22 protein-coding genes are annotated in these 25,461 nt (G+C 38.4%); 6 read left to right on the top strand and 16 right to left on the bottom strand.

The annotated features are described in order from the left end of the window. Positions 1-46: 46 nt before the first annotated feature. Positions 47-928, top strand: coding sequence for an NAD-dependent epimerase/dehydratase family protein (locus ACMGGO_RS05100; protein WP_054549937.1), 882 nt, complete (start codon positions 47-49; stop codon positions 926-928). A 109-nt stretch (positions 929-1,037) separates the two neighbouring features. Here ACMGGO_RS05100 and ACMGGO_RS05095 read toward each other — a convergent pair whose 3' ends face one another. From ACMGGO_RS05095 to acsA, 5 genes are all read right to left on the bottom strand, one after another. Further along, on the bottom strand, positions 1,038-2,168 hold the full coding sequence (locus ACMGGO_RS05095) for an acetylornithine transaminase (RefSeq protein WP_048393719.1): 1,131 nt from the start codon (positions 2,166-2,168) through the stop codon (positions 1,038-1,040). A 73-nt stretch (positions 2,169-2,241) separates the two neighbouring features. Then, positions 2,242-3,027, bottom strand: a complete 786-nt coding sequence (gene argB, locus ACMGGO_RS05090; protein ID WP_048393515.1) for an acetylglutamate kinase — start codon at positions 3,025-3,027, stop codon at positions 2,242-2,244. Beyond that, positions 2,990-4,222: a bifunctional glutamate N-acetyltransferase/amino-acid acetyltransferase ArgJ gene (gene argJ, locus ACMGGO_RS05085; protein ID WP_048393513.1), complete on the bottom strand. Its 1,233-nt coding sequence runs from the start codon at positions 4,220-4,222 to the stop codon at positions 2,990-2,992. Before argJ ends, argB begins: the two co-directional genes overlap by 38 nt. A 56-nt stretch (positions 4,223-4,278) precedes the next feature. Then, complete coding sequence (argC, locus tag ACMGGO_RS05080) at positions 4,279-5,313, bottom strand: N-acetyl-gamma-glutamyl-phosphate reductase (RefSeq protein WP_193767384.1); 1,035 nt, start codon at positions 5,311-5,313, stop codon at positions 4,279-4,281. A 237-nt stretch (positions 5,314-5,550) separates the two neighbouring features. Continuing rightward, entirely contained in the window at positions 5,551-7,278 is a 1,728-nt protein-coding gene (acsA, locus tag ACMGGO_RS05075) for an acetate--CoA ligase (protein ID WP_420281637.1), read from the bottom strand. Between the two features lie 321 nt (positions 7,279-7,599). Here acsA and ACMGGO_RS05070 point away from each other — a divergent pair, with 321 nt between their 5' ends. Genes ACMGGO_RS05070 through ACMGGO_RS05060 form a run of 3 tightly spaced genes read left to right on the top strand, consistent with a single transcriptional unit; the run spans position 7,600 to position 10,064 of the window. Continuing rightward, positions 7,600-8,232, top strand: coding sequence for a GNAT family N-acetyltransferase (locus tag ACMGGO_RS05070; RefSeq protein WP_036078398.1), 633 nt, complete (start codon positions 7,600-7,602; stop codon positions 8,230-8,232). A 24-nt stretch (positions 8,233-8,256) separates the two neighbouring features. Continuing rightward, positions 8,257-8,904: an acetoin utilization AcuB family protein gene (locus ACMGGO_RS05065; protein WP_048393508.1), complete on the top strand. Its 648-nt coding sequence runs from the start codon at positions 8,257-8,259 to the stop codon at positions 8,902-8,904. Next, positions 8,904-10,064, top strand: a complete 1,161-nt coding sequence (locus tag ACMGGO_RS05060) for an acetoin utilization protein AcuC (protein ID WP_048393507.1) — start codon at positions 8,904-8,906, stop codon at positions 10,062-10,064. The genes ACMGGO_RS05065 and ACMGGO_RS05060 overlap by 1 nt, the downstream gene beginning before the upstream one ends. A 178-nt stretch (positions 10,065-10,242) precedes the next feature. On the opposite strand, the gene ccpA is transcribed toward ACMGGO_RS05060, so the two are convergent. Both ccpA and ACMGGO_RS05050 read right to left on the bottom strand, forming a co-directional pair. After that, positions 10,243-11,247, bottom strand: coding sequence for a catabolite control protein A (gene ccpA / locus ACMGGO_RS05055; protein WP_048393506.1), 1,005 nt, complete (start codon positions 11,245-11,247; stop codon positions 10,243-10,245). Positions 11,248-11,421: 174 nt separating this feature from the next. Beyond that, the gene (locus ACMGGO_RS05050) at positions 11,422-12,507 is read right to left on the bottom strand and encodes a bifunctional 3-deoxy-7-phosphoheptulonate synthase/chorismate mutase (RefSeq protein ID WP_004226108.1); all 1,086 of its coding nucleotides are present in this window, start codon (positions 12,505-12,507) and stop codon (positions 11,422-11,424) included. 173 nt (positions 12,508-12,680) lie between these two features. Between ACMGGO_RS05050 and pilM the strand changes: the two genes are divergently transcribed. Next, the gene (gene pilM / locus ACMGGO_RS05045; protein WP_420281636.1) at positions 12,681-14,834 is read left to right on the top strand and encodes a pilus assembly protein PilM; all 2,154 of its coding nucleotides are present in this window, start codon (positions 12,681-12,683) and stop codon (positions 14,832-14,834) included. Positions 14,835-14,887: 53 nt separating this feature from the next. Here pilM and ACMGGO_RS05040 read toward each other — a convergent pair whose 3' ends face one another. From ACMGGO_RS05040 to ACMGGO_RS05000, 9 genes are all read right to left on the bottom strand, one after another. Further along, positions 14,888-15,388, bottom strand: a complete 501-nt coding sequence (locus ACMGGO_RS05040) for a YtxH domain-containing protein (RefSeq protein ID WP_004226105.1) — start codon at positions 15,386-15,388, stop codon at positions 14,888-14,890. Positions 15,389-15,523: 135 nt separating this feature from the next. Continuing rightward, on the bottom strand, positions 15,524-16,027 hold the full coding sequence (locus ACMGGO_RS05035; protein ID WP_048393503.1) for a DUF948 domain-containing protein: 504 nt from the start codon (positions 16,025-16,027) through the stop codon (positions 15,524-15,526). A 109-nt stretch (positions 16,028-16,136) separates the two neighbouring features. Beyond that, a complete protein-coding gene (murC, locus tag ACMGGO_RS05030) occupies positions 16,137-17,450 on the bottom strand; it encodes a UDP-N-acetylmuramate--L-alanine ligase (RefSeq protein ID WP_004226102.1) in 1,314 nt (437 codons plus the stop codon). A 229-nt stretch (positions 17,451-17,679) separates the two neighbouring features. Next, positions 17,680-20,829 (bottom strand): DNA translocase FtsK, encoded by a 3,150-nt coding sequence (locus tag ACMGGO_RS05025; RefSeq protein ID WP_281216051.1) that lies wholly within the window; start codon positions 20,827-20,829, stop codon positions 17,680-17,682. A 262-nt stretch (positions 20,830-21,091) separates the two neighbouring features. Further along, positions 21,092-21,706, bottom strand: coding sequence for a YtpR family tRNA-binding protein (gene ytpR / locus ACMGGO_RS05020; RefSeq protein WP_048393499.1), 615 nt, complete (start codon positions 21,704-21,706; stop codon positions 21,092-21,094). Positions 21,707-21,708: 2 nt separating this feature from the next. Then, on the bottom strand, positions 21,709-22,527 hold the full coding sequence (locus ACMGGO_RS05015; RefSeq protein ID WP_305193057.1) for a DUF1444 domain-containing protein: 819 nt from the start codon (positions 22,525-22,527) through the stop codon (positions 21,709-21,711). Between the two features lie 70 nt (positions 22,528-22,597). Beyond that, positions 22,598-23,116 carry a hypothetical protein gene (locus ACMGGO_RS05010; protein WP_048393497.1) on the bottom strand — a complete coding sequence of 173 codons (519 nt, stop codon included), beginning with the start codon at positions 23,114-23,116 and terminating at the stop codon, positions 22,598-22,600. 94 nt (positions 23,117-23,210) lie between these two features. After that, the gene (locus tag ACMGGO_RS05005) at positions 23,211-23,732 is read right to left on the bottom strand and encodes a DUF84 family protein (RefSeq protein WP_054549934.1); all 522 of its coding nucleotides are present in this window, start codon (positions 23,730-23,732) and stop codon (positions 23,211-23,213) included. A gap of 59 nt (positions 23,733-23,791) precedes the next feature. Next, on the bottom strand, positions 23,792-24,868 hold the full coding sequence (locus ACMGGO_RS05000; RefSeq protein ID WP_374806093.1) for a M42 family metallopeptidase: 1,077 nt from the start codon (positions 24,866-24,868) through the stop codon (positions 23,792-23,794). Positions 24,869-25,033: 165 nt separating this feature from the next. Between ACMGGO_RS05000 and ACMGGO_RS04995 the strand changes: the two genes are divergently transcribed. After that, entirely contained in the window at positions 25,034-25,348 is a 315-nt protein-coding gene (locus ACMGGO_RS04995; RefSeq protein ID WP_004226089.1) for a hypothetical protein, read from the top strand. The last annotated feature ends 113 nt before the right edge of the window (positions 25,349-25,461 follow it).

Raw genomic sequence — 25,461 nt, 5'->3', positions numbered from 1 at the left:
TTTTGTCATTATTAAGAGGACTACTATTTTGAAGGGGTGAAAATATATGAACATATTGATTTTAGGAGGCACACGTTTTTTTGGAAAAAAGCTAGTTGATCTTTGTATTCAAAATGGACATAATGTAACGATTTTAACACGTGGTCAAAGTGGCAACCCCTTTGGTACACATGTTAAGCAATTAGTAGTAAATCGTAATGATCGTGATGCTTTAGAACAGGCACTAGCCAATACAACATGGGACATTGTCTATGATAATATTTGCTATTCGCCCAACGAGGCACAAGCGATTTGCGAGATATTAAAGGGAAAAACGAAAAAGCTCGTCTTTACTTCTACTCTTTCAACATATGAGGTAGATGGTAAGATGAAAAAGGAAGAAGACTTTGATCCATACCAGTATCAAATTCGTATGGGACATCAAGAGGAATTTTCTTATGGAGAAGGAAAACGACAAGCGGAGGCAGTCTTATTCAAAGAAGCTTCATTCCCAGTCGTAGCTGTACGTTTCCCAATTGTGATGGGTGAAGATGATTATACTCGACGTTTACATTTCCACGTTGAACATATTTTACAGAATCAGCCGATTACTTTACCGAACATTGATGCAAAGATGAGTTATATTACAGATGGGGAAGCTGCTGAATTTTTATACTTTGCGGGCGTTACTCCTATTGAGGGACCATACAATGCTACCGCATCAGGGGCCATATCTCTCAAAGATCTAATTGCGCTAATTGAAGAAGCAAGTGGTCAGCGCGCAAAAATTTCCCTCATTGGTGGTGATGAGGAATCACAGTCTCCTTATGGGGTGCCTGCTGATTGGTATATGTCTAATGCTAAGGCTGAGAAGGCAGGATTTACGTTTAGTCAGCTTGAAGATTGGTTACCAAAATTAGTGGCAACATTAGTAAAACAGCTACAATAGCATTTATAGCGCAAAGAATCTGCTCATATCTAGCAGATTCTTTGTTCATCCTAATGTCTAGTCATTTTTGCCGCTAATGCCTCACTTTCTGCTGAACGAAAGTGTATTTTCACGGTAATATGTTCTTTAAAATAGCTACTGCTTTGTCAATCTCTTCCTTTGTGACCGTTAATGGAGGCAAAAGACGAATAACTGTTGGCCCTGCCCCTACTAATAAAAGACCACTTTCTTCCGCTGCCGCGATATAAGGCGCAACTTCCGTGTCCCCACAGCCAATCCCTAACAAGAGACCCTGGCCTTGAACAGTATAGCTAGAAGATAAATGAGCCCTTAGTTGTGCCACAAAATAGGCAGATATTTCTCGTACCTGCTGTAAAAAATCCGGCTCAAACACATGATTTAAAACAGCTTGTGCCACATTCATCGCAAGAGGGTTTCCACCGAATGTTGTACCATGTGTTCCTGGACTAAATGTAGCATGAAGCTCAGCAGTTCCGAGCATTGCACCAACAGGGAAACCACCACCTAAGCCTTTTGCCAAAGTTACGATATGTGGCTTTAATACCGTTTGTTCAAATGCATAGCGTGTTCCTGTTCTTCCAATGCCCGTTTGCACTTCATCAACAATTAGTAGTACACCTTGCTCCTCACAGACTTTTGCAATAGCTGCGGCAAATTCTGCTGATACACTATTGACACCACCCTCTCCCTGAATCATTTCTAGCATTATAGCTGCAACTGAATCATCAACGGTTGCTTCAAGTGTAGCAGCATCATTAAATGGCAAAATCGAAAATTTTTCTACGAGTGGTCCAAAGCCATTATGTACTTTGCCTTGACCTGTTGCAGACATTGCTCCAAAAGTACGACCGTGGAATGATTTTTCAAATGTAATAATATGATGTTTGCCTGTATGCTTACGAGCTAATTTAATGGCCGCTTCATTAGCCTCAGCCCCGCTATTACAAAAAAAGGCATGTGAAAAGTGTGTATTAGCAATTAATTTTTCTGCCACCTTTTCCTGACCTGGTATTTCAAAAAGATTTGAAATATGCCATAGCTTTTGGCTTTGCTCTTGAAGTGCCTGTACAACGGCTGGATGGGCATGACCAAGACTCACCACAGCAATGCCACTAGTAAAATCCAAGTATTGCTTCCCTGTTGAATCCTCAACAATTGTCCCCTGACCTTTAACAATTTGTGCACGACGCTTGCCGTAATTCTCAAATAAAACACTCATGTTATCATCTCCACTATCATTTAAAATAGTTTCTTTCAACAACTATACTTCTCAAGCTATCTTATTTAGAACACTAGGAAGAAAGAAGTTCACTTGTGGCTACAATTGTTGTACCAATTAAAGTTGCGCCTACAATTTGTACAGAAGGAATCCCTGCCCGTAAACAGTCAATCGCTCCTTGCACTTTCGGAATCATTCCACCGTAAATATGGCCCTGCTCTGTCCATTGATCTATAAGACTAGGTGTAGCTATTGCTTGATATTCATCTTCAATACGGATACCACTCACATCTGTCACGAGTAGTAAGCTATCTGCTCCGACGGCTAAAGCAATTTCACTTGCTACCGTATCGCCATTAATATTAAGAGCCTGACCTGCTTCGGTCGTACCTACGCAGGCAATAACAGGTACAATCCCTACACCCATTAAAGCTTCCAATAAGGATGTATTGATATTTTTAATAGCTCCTACATACCCGTAAGTCTCTTGATCTAAAAAGTCTACGACTATCAACTGATTATCAAAGCCATTTAATCCGATGGCTGCTATACCAGCTGTTGTTAACTCATGAACTAATGCAGTGTTTACTTGACCTATTAGGGTCGATTGGACAACTTTAATTGCAGCCTCGTTCGTGACACGTATTCCATTTAATGTATGTGATTGTAGGCCTTGAGCAGCTAGTTCTCGATTTATGGCTGGCCCACCCCCGTGGGTAATAATAAGCTCTACCCCACTCTCTTGTAATCTTTTAAAATTATCAAAGAAAGCCTCATTTAAACCTTCCAGTGTACTGCCCCCAAGCTTAATGACCACACGTTTATGAGCGGTATGATGCATTGATTTGGACATAGTCATATGTTAAGTCACATCCCCAAGCATGCCCCTTACCATCACCCACACCAAGGGACACATAGATTTTTACTTCATGCATTTTTAATATTTGAATTAACTCGTCCTCAGAAAAGGGAATTGGTTCACCGTTTTCTACCATAGTAGCACCACCGATTTGGATAGTAATTTTATCTGGATCAACTGTTGCGCCACTATACCCTACTGCTGCAATAATACGCCCCCAGTTGGCATCACAGCCGAAAACTGCAGTCTTTACAAGTGGTGAACCAACGACTGTTTTTGCAATTTTACGTGCCTCCTCGTCTGAAATTGCACCAACAACTTCCACTTCGATAAGCTTCGTTGCTCCTTCACCATCTTTGGCAATCATTTTTGCTAAATCTTCCGCTACTGTTTGCAAAGTGTTAAAGAAATTTTGCCAATCTGGATGCTCTGGAGTTAAAGAATTATTCCCTGCCAAGCCATTAGCCAATATTACCACTGTGTCATTAGTGGATGTATCCCCGTCAACTGTAATAGCGTTAAATGTTAAATTAGTAATAGTCGATAAAGCTGCTTGTAACACATCAGATTCAATGTTGGCATCTGTTGTAATAAAGCCTAGCATTGTTGCCATATTAGGTTCGATCATACCTGAACCTTTTGCTACACCAGCAATGATAACTTCCTTGCCATCCACAGTTGTACTATAGCTTGTGTTTTTCATGACGGTATCTGTTGTCAAAATAGCCTGCGCAAAGTCAATCGCACTTTCTAAATTATCCTTTGGCTCTAACTGAAGAATACCATTTGCTACTGGCTCTAATTTCATCATTTCTCCAATAACACCTGTCGAGCAAACTCCCACCAAATTTGGTGCAATCCCTAATTTTTCAGCAGCTAGCGCTTGCATTGTTTGGGCATCTTTTACACCTTGTTTACCTGTACAAGCATTCGCATTGCCTGAATTCACGATCATCGCTTGCATTTTCTTAGTTGCATAAACAACTTCCTTCGTGACTTTTAATGGTGCTGCTTGCACAGCATTTGTAGTAAAAACACCCGCAACACTTGCTGGGACTTCACTTACTAAAAGGGCTAAATCCTTTTTCTTATGTTTTAAACCACAGTGTAATCCGGCTGCCTTAAAGCCTTTTGGTGAAACAATATTTTTACTTGATAATTTTTTCATTACATTCGTTGAAGTGGTAACTGTCATCCGAAATTCCTCCTTAGATTAATAAATAAGAGAAGCATACAGTTGCCTGCATGCTGTTAAATAAAGAACGGTACAACATCTAGCCCTGTCGTTTGTGGTAAGTCAAATTGCACATTCATATTTTGGATAGCTTGCCCTGCTGCTCCTTTGACAAGGTTATCAATTACACTAACAATTGTGGCACGATTTGTACGGGAATCTACTTTCACTAGAATGTCACAATAATTTGATCCCTTGACACGATTTGTCCCTAAACTCGATGCATCCGTAACGATTCGAACAAATGGATGATTCTCATAGGTTGCCTGTAAGCAAGTGATCAATTGCGACTCTGTAATTCCCTGCATTACTGGTGCATAGGATGTCGCCAAAATTCCCCTGGTCATTGGAACCAGATGCGTATTAAAAGTAACCTTTGTATCTGCTTGAGCAAACATGGAAAGTGCCTGTTCAATTTCGGGAATATGTTGATGTGTATTTACTTTATAGATTGAAAAATTCTCATTTGTCTCACTAAAATGGGTAGTTTGTGAGGGCTTATTGCCTGCTCCTGAAATACCACTCTTTGCATCAATAACTAGAAAACTAGGATCAATTAAACGTTCTTTTACAAGTGGTAGTAAGGATAATAAAACTGCTGTTGGGTAGCAACCCGGATTAGCAACAAGTGTTGCTTGACGTATAAGCTCTTCATTCCATTCTGTTAAACCATATACACTTTGTTGAACACTATGGAACGGTGCAGCTTTTTTGCCATACCAGGTTTCATAGCTTGCTAGATCTTTTAACCGAAAATCACCAGATAAATCGATTAGCTTTGGTCCTTTCCCAACCAAAGGCGGTAATAGCTCACTTGTCACCCCAGATGGTGTACTCGTAAAAATAACATCGAATTTTTCTAAAGTGTCATACGCAATCTTTTGTAACGGTGTATCAGCTATCCTAACAAGATGGCCAAATTTAGAAGAAAATTGGACACCCTCTTCCGAAGAAGTAAATAAATCAATTCGTTCCACAGCTGGATGATTATGTAAAAATCGAATAAGTTCTAGACCGCCATATCCAGTTGCTCCAACAATACCTACTTTCACTGCACTCACCTCTGAAATAAGTTAAAAATAGTATACGTCTGCATATTTATTAAGTCAACTGAATTTTTATTTAATTCATTGTTTTTTTGAAATAGATAATATTTCACCTACTCTCACCTCTATACTATTGTAAATCCAGAAAAAAGAAGGCAAGAATCCTTTCGCCCATCGAATGAATCCTTGCCTTCTTTTTATGCACATGTTGTATAAATATCAATTGATGTTTTAGATAATTAATTAATCTTCCATGGTTGATAAATCACCAGTCGGTAAATTTAATTCCCAAGCTTTCAAAACGCGACGCATAATTTTACCACTACGTGTTTTTGGCAATTTATCTTTAAATTCTATTTCACGTGGTGCTGCATGTGCAGATAAACCTTTTTTAACAAAATCACGTATATCTTCAATTAATGCATCAGAAGGTTCTACCCCTTCTCGTAAGGATACAAAGGCTTTAATGATTTCACCTCGCACCGGATCTGGTTTCCCGATAACACCCGCTTCAATTACATCTGGATGCTCAAGTAGCTTACTTTCTACTTCAAAAGGTCCTACACGTTCACCAGCCGTCATAATGACATCATCCACACGCCCTTGGAACCAGAAGTAACCTTCATCATCCATATAGGCTGAATCTCCAGACACGTACCATTCTCCCTTTAGGAAATAAGATTCATAGCGCTCTGGATTGCCCCAAATTTGGCGCATCATGGCAGGCCAACCACGACGAATAGCTAGATTCCCCATTGTAAATGGTGGAACCTCATTGCCTGCATCATCTACAATCGTCGCATGAATACCAGGAAGAGGTTTCCCCATTGAACCTGGCTTAATATCCATCGATGGATAATTACAAATCATATGCGCTCCCGTCTCTGTCATCCACCATGTATCATGTATACGATGACCTAGTTCCTCTACTCCCCAGCGAATAACTTCTGGATTCAAAGGCTCACCAACAGACAGCACATGGCGTAAAGATGTGAGATCATAGCTTTCAAGCAAGCCACTACCTGCACCCATCAGCATTCGGAACGCTGTTGGTGCACTATACCACACTGTCACACTATAATCTTCAATAGCCTGATACCATGCTTGTGGTGAAAATCTTCCTCCGACGATTAGCATTGTTACACCGTTTAACCACGGACCAAAAATGCCATAGGCTGTTCCTGTAACCCATCCAGGATCAGCTGTACACCAATAAATATCATCTTCACGTAAATCAAGTACCCATTGTGTCGATTGATATTGCTGAATCATAGCATTATGGACATGCAATACACCCTTTGGAGCACCTGTTGATCCAGAGGTATAGTGAAGAATCATCCCATCTTCTCTGTCTACCCACTCTAAATCAAAATGAGCTGAAGCTTCTTTTAAATGTTTAGTAAAGTCTAGTATTTGAGCTGTTTCCTCAACGCCCTCCCCTACTAAAAAGATATGCTCCAATTTAGGTAATTTAGCTAAAGGTACACGTTCAAGTAAAGCAGGTGTCGTGACTAACACTTTCGCCTCACTATCAGCAAGTCGATCATACACAGCACCTTCCATAAAAGCTTCAAACAATGGTCCAACAATAACCCCCATTTTCAACGCACCTAATAATGAAAAATAAAGCTCAGGTGAACGAGGCATAAAAATAAATAAACGATCACCTTTCTGCAGATTAGTAGTCGCTTTAAAAACATTTGCTGCTTTGTTTGTTAACCTTTTCATTTCATTAAATGAATATGCCTCTTTCCGTTTACCATCATTAAAATACAATGCCACCTTATTTTTGCGATGTGTTTCTGTATGGCGATCAATAGCCTCATATGCCATATTCACTAAACCTGTTTCGCTCCAACTAAATGCCTTTTCCGTATCTGCCCAATTATGAGATTCTGCCACTTCTTCATAATTCGTTAAATGGTGTTGACCAGGTAAAGCCATTAACTTCTCCTTCATTTTCATCCCCATGAAAATACCCCTTTCTTTGCTTTTGTTTTTGACTAAATTTCAACAATCCCCCCTGTTGAAATTCAGAGAATTTTCTAAAAGCAAAATTGATATGTAGCAATTGTTATATAACAGTTATCCATAGTATTAATGTTCGAAACCCTAATAGCACTACTTTTATCTGTTAAATAACAGAAGCAATATAATCTTATTTTACACGAATTCAGATAGATTGTCTCAATATTTTTATTTTTCCAAAAATACAGGTATATTTTGCAAAAATAAGCGTTTTTACGCAAGAAATCAGCTATAATGGAATTATTAAACTCAGGTGGTGTAATTATGGAACATAAAAAAACTTTTTTTTCTGTCACAAAGGAAACAAAGCATGGTACTGTGTATGTGGAAGGACCTGTGCCTCCAGAAAAATTAGCTACATATTCATTCCATGAAGGCTTGGTTGCCTTCAGACCTCCAAAACAGCAACAGCAGGCCATTATAGAAATTGCTGGACTACCCGAAGGCCGTATTATTATTATTCGAAACGAAGATATTATTGTAGGCTATGTTACCTATCTTTACCCTGATCCACTTGAACGATGGGCAGAAGATCGTATCGATGACATGATTGAATTAGGTGCCATTGAAGTCATTCCAGACTACCGTGGTACTGGTGCTGGGAAGGCACTACTAGCCGTTTCATTTATGGGGGATGAAATGGAAGATTATCTTGTGATTACTACCGAGTACTATTGGCATTGGGATTTAAAAGGAACTGGTTTAAATGTTTGGGATTACCGCAAAATGATGGAGAAAATGATGAGCTCTGCTGGTTTCGAATATTTTGCAACAGATGATCCTGAAATTACATCACATCCAGCCAATTGCCTGATGGCGCGCGAAGGAAAACGGGTGCCTCCTGAGACAATGGAAAGATTTGATAGACTTCGTTTTAGAAATCGTTTCATGTATTAAAACTAATACAAAGGGGATGCATATATGATTGTAGAAGAAATTATGAATGATAAGCCTTATACATTAGCTCCTACCAATACAGTGCAGGAGGCACTAAAGTTAATGCGTGAAAAGAAAGTTCGTCATTTACCAGTTGTAGATGATGAACACCACGTTTTAGGTGTAATTACTGAACGAGATATTAAAGAGGTCTTGCCCTCATCTTTGCAGGATGAACCAAACTCTCCTATTTTTAATGCAAAAGTAGAGGATATTATGGTGAAAGACCCCCTTATAGGTCATCCACTAGATTTTGTTGAAGAGGTGGCACTTACGTTTTACGAATCAAAAATAGGCTGTTTACCTATCGTCTCTGGTGGAAAATTGGTAGGCATTGTTACGACAACAGATTTACTCTATACATATATAGAGCTGACTGGTGCTACAGAGCCTGGGTCAAAAATCGAGATTCGGGTATCTGATACCCCGGGAGTTTTATTTGAAATTACAAAAATATTTCATCAACATCATGCCAATGTCCAAAGCGTCTTAGTTTATCCTGACTCTGAAAATACACAAAACAAAATTTTAAGCGTCCGAGTAAAAACACTAAATCCTTTAGCAATGATTGAAGATCTACGCAAAGAGGGCTTTGATGTCCTATGGCCAAATTTACCGGGTGTTTCGCTATAATGAAAAAGGCCGTATTCGTATACTCGCCAGAACAACTCGGATATAAATTTTCAGATACACATCCTTTCAATCATAAACGCTTGACGCTAACTATGGATCTACTAAAAAATATTAATGCACTCGATGATGTAGATATTGTACCAGCACGTGTTGCAACGGAAGAAGAGCTATTGCTTGCACATGATTCAAAATATATAGATATTGTAAAAAAAGCAGGACATGGTGAATTATCAGAAGCACAATGTGAAAGCTATGGGATTGGCACTGAAGATACCCCTATTTTTGAAAATATGCATGAAGCAAGTGCACAGCTAGTTGGTGGAACTTTAACCGCTGTTGATTATGTAATGGAAGGAAAAGCCGAACACGCCCTTAACCTTGGAGGAGGACTCCATCATGGTTTCCGTGGTCGTGCATCAGGTTTTTGTATTTACAATGATAGCACAGTGGCTATTCGTTACTTGCAGGAAAAGTACAACGCTCGTGTACTTTATGTAGATACAGATGCTCATCATGGGGATGGTGTCCAATGGAGCTTTTATGAGGATCCTAATGTTTGTACACTGTCCATACATGAAACTGGTCGTTATCTATTCCCTGGAACCGGAAATATTACTGAGCGCGGCAATGGGCAAGGCTATGGAACCTCCTTTAATTTTCCAATGGATGCGTTTACTGAGGATGAAAGTTTCCTAGAGATCTATGAACAGTCAATGCGAGAGATTTTTGAATTTTTCAAGCCAGATGTTGTATTAACACAAAATGGTGCAGATGCACATTATTTTGATCCATTAACACATTTACATGGAACAATGAATATTTATCGCGAAATTCCTAAACTAGCTCATCAATTAGCACATGAGTATTGTGATGGTCGATGGATTGCAGTGGGGGGCGGCGGCTACGATATTTGGCGAGTGGTGCCCCGTGCCTGGTCCATGTTATGGTTGGAAATGACTGACCAAGCGTTACCAATGGGGCCACTCCCTCAAGCATGGCTGGATCGCTGGCAACCAGAAGCACCTGTTCCTTTTATTCCAACATGGGAGGATCCGATTCCTTTATATGAGCCAATTCCTCGTAAAGCAGAAATAGAGGAAAAGAATGCTCAAATGTTAGCCAAATCGCTACATATTATTCGGAATGAAAGACGGGATTAATTTCTTGGCCTCACGATATTCGTGGGGCTTTTTAAATTAGATGAATGCTTTTGGTGGTATATCCATCAATTCTTTTGTTCAATCCCTCACTTTTGAAACGCTATCCTCTATTTTTGATGTTCCATCCAGCAAATAAAAACACGCAAATCCTTCATAAGCGATTTACGTGTTAGTATCATTATTTACTTTTGACAGATTGTCGATGCTCAATACGGTGTGGTAAAATAACCGCTTCGTCCTCGACAGTTTCCTTGCTCATTAATTTTGTCAGCAGGCGCATTGCAACAGCTCCAATATCGTAAAGCGGTAGCGCGACACTTGTTAACTGTGGGCGAACCATTCGTGCTAACTTTGAGTTCTCAAAGCTGATAACTTCAATATCTTCTGGAACATTTTTGCCCGCATCTTGTGCGCCATGAATTAAACCGATGGCCAATTCATCACTTCCTGCAAAATAAGCTGTTGGTGGCTGTTCAAGAGCAGATAAAATCTCCCAAGCCTCTAAGCCCATATCATAGCTGGACTCTTCTGCAGCAATTAATGCTTCATCTATTGGTAAACCAGCATCCTGCAATGCTTTCTTATAGGCTGCTAGCTTGAATTTTCCGTTAATTGTATACGAAAGTGGGCCAGTTACAAAACCAATCCGTGTATGGCCATTTTGAATAAGTAATGAAATAGCTTCATAAGCCGCCTGGAAATAATCGATATTCACAGTTGCAATTGTTTGGGATTCATCCACAGAGCCTGCAAGCACAATTGGTACTGGCGAATGATCCATCGTTTGCTGCATCTTTTCTGTAACCTCATCACTCATCATGACAATACCATCAACCTGTTTTCCAAGCATTGTATCCAGTAGCTGTAACTCTTTATCTTCATGTTGATCTGAGTTGGCTAAAATAATATTGTAACGATACATTGTGGCAATATCCTCTACACCACGAGCCAGCTCCGCATAAACATTGTTTGCAATATCTGGGATAATCACGCCAACTGTTGTTGTTTTCTTACTTGCTAAACCTCGCGCTACTGCGTTTGGACGGTATTCTAATCGTTCAATTACTTCTAGTACTTTTTTTCGTGTTGCTGGTTTTACGTTTTGATTACCATTGACTACACGAGAGACCGTTGCCATGGAAACATTTGCTTCTCTTGCAACATCATAAATTGTAACAGTCATCGTACGTGCCTCCCTTTTTTCCTATTATAGCCTTATCATACGATAATTTTCATATTATTTTCAAGAAGAACTACGTAAAAACCAAGTACTAATAGTCCTATTCTAGACATTATTTTGTCACGATATAATAAACACCGCCTGCCGAAGTAAGCAAGCGGTGTTCGCTGTTAACAATTAAGCATGAATTTCATGATTTTTCATGAATTTTTGTAGCGTTTCATAGAATGCGTCAAATGTTGGGATGTCCATTTGTTGTTGTGAGTCAGACAATGCCACAGATGGATCTGGATGCACCTCTGCCATGACGCCATCAGCACCAATTGCAATAGCTGCTTTTGCACAAGGTAATAATAAATCACGACGCCCTGTTGAATGTGTAACATCTACGAATACTGGCAAATGCGTTTCTTGTTTTAAAACTGGTACGGCTGAAATATCTAATGTATTACGAGTTGCTTTTTCATAAGTACGAATACCACGTTCACAAAGGATAATGTTTTCATTTCCTTTAGACATAATGTATTCTGCAGCATGAATGAATTCATCAATTGTTGCAGCTAAACCTCGTTTTAATAAGACAGGTTTATTTGTTGCACCTGCTGCTTTTAATAATTCAAAGTTCTGCATATTACGTGCACCAATTTGGATGACATCAATATAATCCAATGCTTCCTCTAAATGACCTGGTGTCACGATTTCTGTAATAACACCTAAACCATATTCCTCGGACACACGTTTTAAGATTTTCAGACCTTCTAATCCAAGACCTTGGAAGTCATAAGGAGAAGTACGTGGCTTATAAGCACCACCACGAATTAACTTTTCGCCTTTTGCTTTAATAGAAGCAGCAACAGCTGCTACTTGCTCATAAGACTCAACCGCACAAGGACCGAATACGAAAGATGGTTTTCCTTGCCCAATTAATTCACCATTGATATTAATAATTGTATCTTCTGACTTCTTCTTACGAGATACAAGCAACTCTTTCTTTTTATCAGCTTCAAGTTGTTTTAAAGCTGTTTTAAAGATTTGCTTAAATATATAATCAACCGTCATTTGGTTTAATGGACCTTGATTGTGTTCTTTAATAAGATCAAGCATGTGTCTTTCACGCAGCGGATCATAGCGATTCACACCTTGTTTTTCTTTAATTTTACCGATTTCATCAACTACAGCTGCACGTTCATTAATTAGACGAAGAATTTCTAAGTTTAAACCGTCTATTTGACTACGTAAGCTTTCTAAATCTTTTTGGCTCATGCTTTCTTGCTCCTCTCCTCATGACAGACACTTTCAGAACTCTGAAATGTATGTTACATTTTTAGATAATAGCATTATTATAATCAATGTTGTTCAGAATGTCACGCATTTTTAATTTAGCGCTTCAACTCGCTAAATTATTTTCAAGTATGACGCGAAAGGAAGCGATTACATTGAGTTCTAAACTATTCGCACTTGATATTGGCACTCGCTCAGTGGTCGGGATTATTCTCCAAGAAGAAAATGATCATTTTCATGTGGAAGATATTTTAGTAAAAGAGCATAAAGAACGTGCCATGGTAGATGGACAAATACATAATGTCATGTATGTGGCAGAATTAATTAATGAAATAAAACGTGAACTTGAAGAGAAACATGGGCCGCTCACAAAGGTAAGTGTCGCTGCAGCAGGTCGATCTTTGAAAACTGAACAAGCTAGTGTGACCATCAATATTCGTAATCGACCAATTTTTACTGAAGAAGATATTAGTCGCTTGGAACTTCAGGCTGTTCAACAAGCACAGCAGCAACTCTTGCAACAAAAAGAGGATGCAAAAATTAGCCACTATTATTGTGTAGGTTACTCAGTCCTGTATTATCGCTTGGATGGCGAGGAGATCGGAAGCTTGTTGGATCAACAAGGGGATGAAGCCCAAATCGAAGTGATAGCAACGTTTCTACCTCGTGTAGTTGTGGAATCATTGATTGCCGCTCTTAAACGAGCTGATTTAGAGATGGAAGCATTGACGTTAGAACCGATTGCTGCCATTAATGTGCTGATTCCTCCAACGATGCGTCGCCTAAATGTGGCACTTGTTGATATAGGGGCAGGTACATCAGATATTGCCATTACGGATAAAAGTACAGTTGTAGCTTATGGCATGGTCCCTACAGCTGGCGATGAAATAACAGAAGCTTTAAGCGACCACTATTTGCTAGACTTCCCTGTAGCTGAAGAGGCTAAACGTCAGCTACAAACCTCTGAAGAGATATTGATTCAAGATATTCTAGGCTTTGATCAGTTCTATCCAAAGGAAGAGGTTTTTTTAGCAATTGAGCCTGCAGTGAAACAGTTGGCGAAGTCTATCGGAGAAGAAATTCTACGACTCAATAATCGAGTAGCACCCAAAGCCGTTATGCTGGTTGGTGGCGGTAGTTTAACACCCAACCTTACTACAGAACTAGGTCAAGTTCTAGATTTACCAGCTAATCGTATTGCTGTTCGAGGCATTGATGCTATTCAAAACTTAACAAAAGAAGATCATATAAAAGCCTCACCTGAATTAGTCACACCTATTGGTATTGCCATTGCTGCTAAAAAAATGCCGATTCAATATATGAGTTTAACAGTCAATAACCAAGTGGTACGCCTTTTTGAACTAAAAGAAATGACTGTTGCAGATGCCTTTCTAGCTGCAAATATTCGCGCAAAGCAATTATATGGAAAGCCAGGACATGGACTATCTATCAGTGTCAACGGACAGGACATATTTATACCAGGTGGACATGGTCAGCCTGCTGAAATATTGGTAAACGGGCAACAGGCATCAACAAAAAGCCTGATTAAAACTGGAGATGCCATTCAGTTAATAGAAGGACAAGATGGGCAACAGGCGACGGCTACAGTAAGAGATCTTATAGATGATGCAGCAATAAAGACTGTGACAATCCAAAACACCAAATATGTGATTGAGCCCAAAATTTCTATCAATAACTCTTCTGCATCACTCGATACCGTTTTAAATGATCGTGATATCGTCGTTTTTGATATTGCCGAAACAATTGAGGATGTATTCAAAATCACTAATAATTGGCATTTGTTAAAGCAATTTGAGTCCTATACGATTCAAGTAGATGGACAACCTTTATATTTACCAGAGTTCTCTTCTCAGCTAATGATTAATGGAAAAGTAGCCAAATTGAGCTATGCTGTACAAAATGGAGATGTGATAAGCTTCCAACAACCATCTCTACCAACAGTACAGCATATCGCAGACCAAATGAATCTTTTGCTAGAGGATAAAATCATTATTCATTTCCAACAGGAAGTTTTGGAACTAAAGAAGACTGCAAATGAAGCGATTGTTAATAAAATGGTTGTGTCACCACAATCCACTGTACCCAATGGAGCGACTTTAGTATTTAAAGAAAAGGATCGTAGTCGTTGGATTTATCAAGATGTTTTCCGATTCTCTAATTGGCAGCTGCCAAGTGCCTTTAAGGGGAATTTTACGATTTTAAGAAATGGTCAGCCAGCGAGCTTTGATACAGAGATATTTGGTGGTGATCAATTAGAAATAATATTAGAAGCTACACCTATCATTTAAAAAAAGGGATACGTTACAACTTTATCTTGTAACGTATCCCTTTATATTATGCATTATGCACGAACTTCTTCATTTGTTTCTTCTTTTTGATCTGCTTTTTCTGTCGTTTCTTCGGCTTTTGGTTCCTCACTTGGAATATAATCCTCTAATGGTTCTTCCCCTTCAAAGGAAACCGTACCATCATCAAAAACAGTTGGTGCTTTTGCTGTTTTTAGTGTTTTTACTTTCTCTACTAATTGTGTAGATTGCTCTTGAATTTGTTTAGAAAGTTGAACTGTTTTATCTTTTGCAGTTGTCGAGAAGTCTGCACTCTTATCTTTTAGCTGAACAGCTTGTACAGCCACATCACTGCGTAAATCTTTTCCTGATTTTGGAGCTAACAGTAGACCTGCAGCAGCCCCTACGATTCCACCAACTAATGCGCCAATCACAAAATCTTTCATGTTTACACGCTCCTCTTCATAAATCGAGTCTTGCGGATGATAAAGCTGAGGCAAAGAACTTTCAAGCTGCTGTTCCTTTACTTCGTTAAAATTTGGCTTTTGAGTTGTCATGCAACAATTCCTCCCCATCTAATTATCAAATTTGTCTAGACTGGTTGTCCATCTATTTTCACAGATGCATCTTCAACTTATATGTCTAAGACTTTATTTTTATTCAGCCAGCATAGAATACTCACTGAATAATTATCATTTTTTACGACCCCATTTTCTTTTTGGTGTTTCTTCTACTTGCACAGTTTCAAATGCATAGGCATCAGGTGATACCGTTTCCTGCTCGATGATTTTTCGCTTTTTCCATTTATCAGCAATACCCATCGCAACATTACTCCATTGTACAACTTGTGCAATTTTTTCTTCATTTTGTTCTACGCTTTTAGAGACAGAAGTAGTAATCTGCTGAACAGAATTATTTAAACCATTAACGGAGTCACCAATACCTTTAACAGCTTGAACAACTGAATTTAATTGTTCAGATTTATGTTGAATATCCTCTGCTAAGCTATTTGTTTTTGATAATAAAGAAGTTGTTTCGCGTGTAATGCCTTCCATTTGGCCTTCAATCCCAGATAATGTCCCTGCTAAGCTGTTTAAGATGGATTTAAGCGAGAATAATGTCATGCCCACGCTCACACATAAAATTAAAAAACCGATTGCAGCAATAATGGCTGCAATATACAAAATCACTTCCATAAGTTGACCTCCTGCTAGTAAATTGTCTTTACTATTACTTTCCCTATCTTCGACAAAAAAAACGGAATTCCTGCTTAAATTTGAGAAAAAACAGCTTAACCCCTACGGACTAAGCTGTTTCATTGTTTTTAAGCACGTCTTCAAAAGCATCTTGGAACTTGTGAACATCACCAGCGCCCATAAATAAAAATACTGCGCCATTATGTTTTGTTAATATATCAATTCCTTCAGTGGTAATCACTGCACTGCCTTCAATAAGTGACGCTAAATCATGAATAGAAAGCGCGCCTTGCGTTTCTCTCGCAGAGCCAAATATATCACATAAATAGGCTGTATCTGCAAGGCTCAAACTATCCGCAAAATCTTGTAAAAAAGCTTGTGTACGTGTAAATGTATGTGGTTGGAAAATCGCAACTAGCTCACGTTCAGGAAATTTTTGTCGTGCTGATTGAATTGTCGCGCGAATTTCCGTTGGATGGTGTGCATAGTCATCTATTAAAACATTATCCCCTATATCCGTCTCAGTAAAACGTCTTTTTACACCTTTATACGTGTGTAAACGCTCCTGAATAATATCTGGAGAAATGCCTTCATATTCACATAGCGTTATAACCGCCAATGTATTTAAAACAGCATGATCCCCAAATAATGGGATAAAGAAAGTGCTATAAAATTCATTACGTACAAAAACATCAAATTTTGTACCCTCAGTTGTTTTTTCAACATTACGAGCTTCAAAGTCATTTTCAGCACCAAATCCATAATACACAACTGGTACTTTTGCTTGAATACGTTGAAGCTGTTCATCATCACCACATGCTATAATTGCTTTTTTCACTTGTAATGCTAATGATTGAAATGCAGAATATACGTCCTCTATATTAGCGAAGTAATCTGGATGATCAAAATCGATGTTCGTCATCACAGCATAATCAGGATTATATGCTAAAAAGTGACGGCGGTATTCACACGCCTCCATTACAAAGAAATCAGCATTTTCATGACCTGCCCCAGTACCATCACCAATTAAATAAGATGTCGGTTTATAGCCACCTACCACATGTGCCATTAAACCAGTCGTAGATGTTTTACCATGTGCACCTGTGATGGCAATAGATGTATAGTTGCCAATATATTCACCTAAAAATTTATGGTAACGAATGACTTCTACACCTATTTCTCGAGCACGTACTAATTCAGGGTGATCATCGGAAAATGCATTACCTGCGATCACTGTCATACCTTCTTTAATATTATCTGCATTAAATGTAAAAATTGGAATATTACGTTCACGTAACGGTTGCTCCGTGAAGAAATATTTATCGACATCTGAGCCCTGTACTTGTTCACCAGCATCAAATAAGATTTGTGCAAGCGAACTCATGCCAGAACCTTTAATGCCTGTGAAATGAAAAACTGTCATTAATTAAACCCCCCGGGAATTTCAATATCCCATCTATCATCTATTAGGTGTATCGTATTATTTCACGAATGGTTAGGTATTAATACCTTCACAAGTGTTAAAAAATACGTACTATTCAACACATCTTGTCTATTATAGCACTTTTTATGCATAAGGATAGATGTGTAACTTTTCTAAAAAAACTAAATTCGACGTAAATTAGATAATCTAGACGAAAACAATGCAATTCTTATTCAAACATAGTAATTAAATCTTCTTCTGTAATGTAACTTTCACGTGGCTTACTTCCTCTTGCTTCCGAAACAAAACCATGTGATTCTAACATGTCAATTAAACGAGCAGCACGATTATAGCCAATATGATACTTTCGTTGAATCAATGAGGTAGAAGCGCCACCTTGCTCATAGACAAATCGACAAACATCTTCAAATAAATCGTCCTGTTCTGCGGACACCTCTGTTTTCTTTAATAATTCCTCTTGATCGAAAATATAATCAGGCTCACCCTGTTCACGAACATGCTCAATAATCGATTCAATTTCATCATCTGTAACAAAAGTTCCCTGTAAACGCACGGGCGCTGACATACCATTACCTAAATATAGCATATCCCCTCGACCAAGTAACCTTTCAGCTCCTTGCCCATCTAAAATGGTACGAGAATCAATTTGAGAGGAAACTGCAAAGGCAATACGTGTAGGGATATTTGATTTGATTAACCCTGTAATAACATCCACTGAAGGTCTTTGCGTTGCAACAATTAAATGAATACCACATGCACGTGCCTTTTGAGCAATACGGCAAATGGCCTCCTCTACATCTGCTGGAGACATCATCATTAAATCTGCTAACTCATCAATGACAATTAAAATGTAAGGCAACTTCAGGCTATGTTCATTATTTTTATCAGCTATGGCATTAAAACGTGTAATATCACGTGCACCTGCATGAGCGAATAGTTGATAGCGACGCTCCATTTCCTCAACTGCCCATTTTAGTGCAGCCGTTGCCGCCTTTACATCTGTAATGACAGGACTAACTAAATGCGGAATATGGTTAAACGGCGCCAGCTCTACCATTTTAGGGTCGATCAGCATGAGTTTTAGCTCGTGTGGTGCAGCTTTATATAATAAACTAACCAAAATAGAATTAATACAAACGGATTTACCCGAACCCGTTGCACCAGCGATTAAGCCATGTGGCATTTTACGCAGATCTAACGTAACAGGTTTTCCAGTCAAATCAAGTCCTAATGCTGCCTCTAATGGTGAATCTGACTCAACGAAGGAGGCACTATTTGTTACCTCAGATAAGCGAACAGCACGTGATACTCTATTTGGGATCTCAATACCGATCGAACTCTTCCCAGGAATTGGTGCTTGAATACGAATATCTTTTGCTGCTAGGGCAAGTTTTAAATCATCTGCTAAGTTTCGAATTTTACTCACCTTTGTACCATGGCTCACCGTTATTTCAAATTGAGTAACAGCAGGACCTTGCATAATCGATTCAATTTGAGCAGAAACTTGGAAATAAGATAGTGCTTCGACTAATGTGTCGCCCTGTTGCTCCATCCAATCCGTATCCTGTGTTTTTTCCTCTGGTGGCTCTAGATATTCATCCGTTGGCTTTTGATAGACGTGTACAGGCTTTGCTGGTATCTCAGCTTCTACTTCTACTTCTTGTGGTGCTACTTGATTCTCAACAGATTCTACCGGAGCATACTCTACAATTTCTGAAACTACTTCAGGTTCGATAGCTAGTTCTGGTTCTGACACTTGGTCCCGTTCTGAAGATAGTTCAAGTTCTGGTTCTAACTCAAGCTCTGGCTCAATAGTTGCAGAAATTTCATCAGCAGCTGCTTTTTCAATTTCTATTCTTTCATTTGTTGAGATACTTGACATTGATGTAACAGGAGCCATTGTAATTACAGCAATAGGCTCTTCAGCACTACTTTTTGTAGGGACACTTTCTACTTCATCTTTTACCTCAAGTTGCACTGGACCATCTACTTGCAATTGAACAGTCTCTGACATATGGAAATCGTTGTCATCTTCTGGTGGTGAAACGGACATTTCATTTGTTGTCATGCTGTCTAAGGACGATGATTTTTCTGGCATCACATCCACAAGTTTGTTTTTCTCTGTTTCTGGCATGCTCTCTACACGTATAGGCTGCTGAGCCATCTTCAATTGCTGTTGGATTCTCCATTTTTCTTTATCTGTTTTTAACATTAGTACATTAAATGGAATTCGACTTTTTTCTTCCCTCGATGCAGTATCAGGAGATTGGTCATCCATTGACGGTTGAACGACAGTAACTTCTCCAATATGGATCGTAGAATTTTCTATTTGTACTTGTTCCACAATCATTTCTTTGACATGGATTTCCGATTGATCTGCTGAAAGTTGTTGAACTGTTTGATCTTGAACAACAGCTTCCTTCTCTTGCCCTTCAAAATCCATAGCAAAAGAAGTCGTTTGAGGCACAGCTACATTTGATGACAAATTTTCCTTATCATCGTTCTCTTCAACCAACAGTTCTTCCTCAAAAATAATTGGTTCACTTACTGTCGAAAGTTCTTTCGATTGAATAATCTCATGGTGTTCCGTTAAAACCGTTTGGTTTGTGCTAGCCGGCTCTTTTTCTTCTAGTATATTTTCATTGACCTCATTTGTTGTCGCTTCTTTTAAAGGCTTTGCAACAGTAACCCTTTCAACTGCCTGTACATCGGTTTCTTGCTTCTCATATTCCTCTTTTCTTTTATCTAATAAATCTTTGATGGGACTTGGTTTTGCAAAACCATAGACAGGTGAAGGCACATCTGTTGGAACAAATCGTTTGCGATTCTCAGGCATAATATTTTCAACTTTTTGTTCTTTTCGCTGACTCTTTTCTTTTGGTGCAGGTGCAGTCATAGGACTTATAGTAGCTGTTTCATTTTGTGCATCTCGAAACACTAAGCTTGCTCTTGAACGAAATTCTTGTTCTGACGGCTGACTTTTCATCATTGTTTTTCTACCTGTACGTTTAGAGCGATTTGCTAGTAAATCTCGAATTCCTGAAACCTCAACATCATAAACACTAGAATCGACAATATGATGATTTAAATGTTTTGGTAACGATAAATCCCCAATTTGTCCATAATCATCATCTTCCATTTGATCAAACATTTCTTTTGAGTGCGTATAGGATGCTTCACCTTCATCATCGTCAATCAAAGGGAAACGGAAAGTCTTTTGCTTAGCGATTGGTGGTTCTTTTTGTGTATGTAATTGCTCCGACTGAACTTCTCCATAATCCTCATAATATTCTTCATACTCATAGTCTTCATCTTCTTTATTAATAAATTTACTAATTTGTTTTTTAAACCAGTTCACTTCGTTTCACTCATTTCTCTTACACTTCATTTATAGCATTGTCTAGTTTTAAATTTATCAATAGCTCAATGTCTACATCAAAAAGCATACCATAAAAACGGTCTTGAAACTTGCATTTAGAGGCTCATTCTAAACAAAAAAATCGTTATGCTACTAGCATATTAGTAACATAACGATTTAGGGCATTTCACCTTGACACAAGGAATAATATCATGATAAAACATTTAAATTTTAATAATTTCTTTTTTAAATAGGGGAATTTTTATTTAGTTGGTGATTCAAAAGCACTACCAACTATAGCATCCTCTGGTAATACTAAAATTCCTTTTTCAGATGGTGCATTAGGAATCGCTAATTCACGCGCTGAACAAAGCATGCCGTAAGACTCAACACCACGTAAATTTCCTTCTTTAATAAGCATTCCCGAAGGCATTACGGCACCAATTTTCGCAACAACTACCTTCTGACCTGCTTCTACATTAGGAGCTCCACATACAATTTGTAGTATCTCATCTCCTACATTGACTGAACAGATACTCAATTTGTCAGCATTTGGATGCTTGTCCTTTGTTTCTACATAACCAACCACAAATTTTGGTGAAAAATCAACATCAAGATTAATATTAGCTCCATTTTTTTCGATTGCCACCGCTAGCTGTGCTACTAATTCTGGTGTCACTTCTACTAAGCCTTTAGCATCTGTTTGGATGTAACTGCTCGCATTAAATAAATTGAAGGCTTTAATTTCTCCCGTTTGAGCTTCCCTTAAAATAGCAATATCACCAGCACGTTCTACTTCTGTTTTCACAATAGCCTCCGTTGCTAGTTGAACTAGTAAGACATCTCCTACATGCTCTTTGTTGTAAAATACGTTCATTGTTATTCTTGCTCCTTTTTCACTCTGTTTTTTGCTAAGATAAAGATTGGTTCTAGTTCTCCATCTTCATAAATAAAAGATAATGACGTAATCGGTACAGTACCGACTGCAAAGAAATGCATCGTCATCTGTGCTAATACATCATACCCTGTTTCATTACGAATATCACCTATAATTAATACATCTTGATGAGGCACGGATAATGTCATATCGCCCTCCACTTGTGCCTGCATTTCTTTTAAAAAGCTCTCATTTAAAATACGGCTAGCATCATAGCCATCATTCACATTGACAAAATAAAAAATATTACCTGCTACCTCATCTTTTTTATAGGCGGTTGGTAGTTGTTTCACCGAAAAGCGTGCCATTTCTCGAATTTGTTCTACCGTTAATTGTAAGGCTTCTAGCATGGATTCATCAATAAAGCGATAGGTTTTACCTAAATCGAGTGCATAAAAAACGCGCGTTTCAGCTGTATGCTCAGTTGTAATAAAGGTATGCCCTTCTTTCGATGCCTGTGGATAAGAAGTGGCACGAATCACGGGATAAATCTGTGTAGTCGTTTGGAAACCCTGTTCTTTTTCTTGTACCATTGCATTAAAGGTTTGCTCAATTGTATATATAACTTCTTCAATCGCTGACTCTTGCTTGTCATTATATTTTGCTAAGATCCCAGGTAAGGAGAGCTCCATCCCTTTTTCAATTGTCTTATGATTCAAGCGTAATTTATCGTACTTTTTATCAAAATGAAATTCATATTTCTCTTCAGTTAATTGCTTTTTTAATAGCTCGACTAGTTGTTCAGACTTCATTCGCTTCATCTTTTTCACATCCTAACTTCAAAATGAAACGGCTCACATGTTTGTGAACCGTTCTGTTCATTCCTTCTATTTACTTCATCTTAACCGAATGAACGATTTTCGTCATCTCACGCAAATTATTTTCAATTTGTTTTGCCTTTGAAATGGTTGTCATCTTCACACCACCGCTACTAACAATGAGCTCCATTTCATTTTCTTCGTCCGTTTTTAGAACCGCTGTGAAGCCAAATCGACCATCCTTATCAAAAGTCGATTCCTCGATAATTTTGTCCGCTTCATTTTCTTTTAAAAGATTATAATAAAGTTTACTGTCTTGTGCTTCACGATCATTGATAAAAAGAATGTAGCTTTCTTTGCCTTTTGAAATCACAATATTATAAGCATCTGAACTGTCTTCAATTTTAAAGTTTGAAGGTAAGTATAATTTGATATCCCCAATTTCTACTGTATGTTCTTCTGGCTCTTCAGCAAAAACCTTCTCCGTTAATTGGAGCCCATTAGCAATTTGATCATCAATAGATTGATTGCAGCCAGAAAGGACAAGAAGTATAAGCATTAGGCCAATTGCTCTTAGCCATGAAAATAACATGTCTCTCTTCCTTTCACTACTAACTTTTTTCTATTTTAAAAAAATTAATCATAAGATGCAACCTAACTATCCTCTCACCACTAATTCTTTTTAACTATTTTTGTGAAAATGTGAACAAATATTGACCAACTAAAAGCGAGACAATATGCTCAAACATCATCTGTCTACTAACTAAACCTTGCGTAAAAATACCTACAGCACCTGCGCCTTGACGAATATCTCGACGCTTTGTATATTGCTCCATAATCGGTCCAAGTTCTCCACCAGTTCTTATTTCCTGGGCAATTTCTTTTGGCAGAATAATTTGTGCGCCAGCAGCTGTAAACATTGTTCCGTCTGACACAGTTAATGCACCCCAGTTACAAACATACATGTCATCATCGATTTCAGTTACGCCACCTTCTAAGCCAAATGATAATTCTGCATCCGTTAAAATCAAGGCGTTTTTAGCACGATTCATTGCCCCTAATCTAGTTTCTTCATTACTTATCGGTTGATCTGATACTTCAGAAGCAGCTTTGACATGAGTAAAGAGAGAATCCTCAAAGTATTTGCGAACAATTACTTCAACTGCTTCTGTTTTGGCCTTATTGGTTGTGCCAATGGCTATTTTCATTTAATCCCCACTTTCTTTCCATAGAAAAAGATGCCTCTAAAAGGCATCTTCCTAGCTTCTTATACATTAGCGTGAATTGTCTCTAATGTCGAACGATCTGCTTTTTTCACTAATTCAATAATTAATGCTTTGGCAGCTGCATAATCATCAATGTGAATAATTGACGCTGATGTATGAATATAACGTGAGCATACACCAATTACTGCACTTGGAACGCCATCGTTTGCTGTATGCACTCGACCAGCATCTGTTCCACCTTGGGAGACAAAGTATTGATAAGGGATATGATTGGATTCGGCCGTATCTAAAATGAATTCACGCATACCACGATGTGTTACCATTGTACGATCTAAAATACGAAGTAAAGTACCTTTGCCGAGCTGTCCAAATTGACTTTTTTCACCTGATATATCATTGGCAGGAGAAGCATCTAGTGCAAAGAATAAATCTGGTTTAATCATGTTTGCTGATACTTGTGCACCGCGCAAGCCAACTTCCTCCATTACATTTGCACCTGAGTATAAATGTGAACCTAATTTTTCGTGCTGTACTTCTTTCATTAGTTCAATCGCTAGACCACAGCCATAGCGGTTATCCCAAGCTTTAGCCATAATTTTCTTCGGATTAGCCATTGGTGTGAATGGACAAATTGGTATGATGGATTGTCCAGGACGAACACCCATAGACATAGCATCTTCTTTATTATCAGCACCAACATCGATAAGCATATTTTTTATATCCATTGGCTTCGCTCGTTCTGCATCTGTTAATAAATGGGGTGGGATGGATGAAACTACACCAGGAATTGCCCCATTTTTCGTATATACTTCTACACGCTGTGCAAGCATAACCTGGTTCCACCAGCCGCCCAATGTTTGAAAACGGATCATTCCGTTATCTGTGATAGAAGTAACCATAAATGCTACCTCATCCATATGACCAGCAACTAATATTTTCGGTGCATCCGTAACATCACTGTGCTTAACACCAAAAATACCCCCCAAATTATCTTGAACGATTTCATCCGAGTACTTTTCTAACTCAGAACGCATGAACGCGCGTACTGCGTGTTCATTACCCGGAGCGCCTGGTAATTCTGTTAATGTTTTAAATAATTGTAATGTTTCCTCATTCATGATGACTCTCTCCCCACGAAGTAGAATATTCTTCCTTGCCTATTGTAACACAATTATTTCCGAATTCGAAATATTGATACATTTCCTCAATCCGCTTAATTGTGAACGTGCATTCACTCTATAGGCTATGCTAAAATAAAGGTATAGAAAAAGGAGGAAAAAAGTATGAAATTACGTGATTTTTTAATTGGTGTCGCAACTGGCTTAGCTGCCGCAGTCATTATTAAAGAAGCTAGTGAAAAAGTTTCTCCGTTCGTACCTGCAGGACAAGTACTTGAAAACATAAAAAGAGAATTTAAAAAGGATTCACCGATTGATGGTTCTTGGATTTTTATGAAAACTGAAGATTTTACAAACGGTATTATTACCATCCCAGTATATCGTGGGGGGATCTCGCGTATGCATGAAGGTGAGATGCAGACATTCGAATTTGCTGCCGATGCACGCTCTGGTGTTGTCGTGGAACTAACAGAAGTTTAATTATGTATATACAATAGAAGCCATCTCATAAATTGAAGATGGCTTCTTATAATGTTAAAAAACAAAACATTTTTGTGAAAGGTGAAAAGAGATTTCCAATGCGCTGGCGGAAC

The sequence above is a fragment of the Lysinibacillus sp. BNK-21 genome, assembly GCF_048684915.1.
Lineage (GTDB): Bacteria > Bacillota > Bacilli > Bacillales_A > Planococcaceae > Lysinibacillus > Lysinibacillus capsici.
Note: the sequence above shows the minus strand (reverse complement) of the source record. Positions and strands in the feature narration are given on the sequence as shown.